Annotated in this window: 1 protein-coding gene; it reads right to left on the bottom strand. The window is 68.1% G+C overall.

All coding sequences use genetic code 11. The features are described 5' to 3' along the window. Positions 1-69: 69 nt before the first annotated feature. Positions 70-1,602, bottom strand: coding sequence for an ISL3 family transposase (locus AB0435_RS34130; RefSeq protein ID WP_366428734.1), 1,533 nt, complete (start codon positions 1,600-1,602; stop codon positions 70-72). Positions 1,603-1,731: the final 129 nt, after the last annotated feature.

A 1,731-nucleotide genomic window follows, 5' to 3' on the forward strand; every position in this document is an offset into this window, starting at 1 on the left:
GTCTGACGGCGGCCGTGGCAAGCGGTTCTGATCCACTTCTTGTGGAGCAGTGACGCGGCGTCACGATGCTCAGTCGGAGAGGATGATCTGCCGACGTAGGAGGTCGAAGCCGGCCCGGCCATAGCCGTCCCTTTTGATCCGCTTCACTCTGTTCACGTTTCCCTCGACCTTGCCGGAGTTCCACTCCAGGGTCAGTCCGGCGGCGACGGCGTCGAAGTCCTGGCGCAGGCCGCGGGCGAGGCTGCACAGGGGTTTGAGGCCGGTTTGCTCCGCGCTGGTGAGCCAGTCGTCGAGGTCGCTGCCGCGCCGCTCGGCCATCATCGAGGCGAAGGAGCGCACGCGGGAGGCGACGGCGTCCAGTTCCGGGCAGCGGGCCAGGAGCTGCTTGAGCTTGAGTGCGTTGCTCTCGTCGATCTTGTCGGGGTGGGCGGTGATCAGCCAGGTGGCTTTCCGGACGGTGAGCTCTCTGGGCTTGTCAGGTGCGGGTTTGCCGCTGCCCCGGATCTCCTGCAGGTGACGGCGGACGGTCCGTTTGCTGCCGCGGTAGCCGAGCTCGACGATCTCCGCATGAAGCCGTGCCGCGTCCGTGCAGCCTTCGTTCCAACGCCGGTACAGATAAGGAGAGTAGGAGTGGACCTGGCCGTAGCGGCGGGAGCCGGTGCCGCACGACGCATCGTCAGGGGTGGAGGCGTTCGCGTAGCGGCGCACGGTCTTGCGGTCGAGCCCGAGAGTCTTGGCGATCACGTCGATCTGCACGCCCTTGTCGTACAAGGCATGCACCGCGGCATGGCGCTCGCGTCGCTTGATCACGCGCAGCCCTTCCATCAGCTCCGGCACGTCGTCGACTGTCGTGCCGGCCTTCACGACGGCGGTGTCGGCGGTCGTGTCCTCGGTGGGCTCGGTGAGGCACTTATGGGCAACGCACTTCTCGACCGCCTCACACAGGTTCTTCCACAAATGAAACCGGTCTGCAACCTGGGTAGCGTCGGGGCAGGCGGTGCGGACGGCCTCCGCATACGCGCTGGCCCGGTCCCGGCATACGATCTCCGCTCCGGGGTGCGCGCGCAGCCACGCGGCGAGGGTCTCCGCAGTGCGGTCGGGCAGCACGTCCACCCGCTCCCCGGTCTCCATGTCCAAGACGATCGTCCCGTAGACGTGGCCCTTCTTGAGGGCGAAATCGTCCACACCCAGCACCCGAGGAGCGGCGCCGGTCCGCTTGTCCGGGAGCCGGCGCACCAGCCTGAGCAGCGAGTTCGCACTGGTCGGCACGGAGAGGTGCCCGGCCAGCCGGGACCCGGGGCGGCCAGCCAGGGCCAGGGCTATCCTCTCCAGCGCCCGGCGCAGGGACGGCGTGCGGCGCGCGAACCGCTCGGTGAGCCCGTCCACCTGCTCGACGAACGTACGGCGGGTGCACTCCGCCAACGGGCACAGGAACCGCCGCACCGCCAGGTCGATCACGACCTTCTGCCCGGAGACCGCCAGGTCTGCCAGCCGTCGGCGGTATCCGCCATGGACGCGACCGGAGACCGTGCCGCAGCCCGGACAGGAGGCTTCCCGGGACCGTGTCCTCACCGAGAAGGCCAGCGTGTCATCTTCCGCCACGACGTCCTCCACTTTCACCGACGTCAGATGGGAGAAGGCCGTCCAGAGCTCGCTGCAGTCACACGAATACCCATTCTGCCAGCCCCCTGTGACGCCGCGTCACTGCTCCACAAGAAGTGGATCAGAACC

Source organism: Streptomyces sp. NPDC051173, from assembly GCF_040689515.1.
GTDB lineage: Bacteria > Actinomycetota > Actinomycetes > Streptomycetales > Streptomycetaceae > Streptomyces.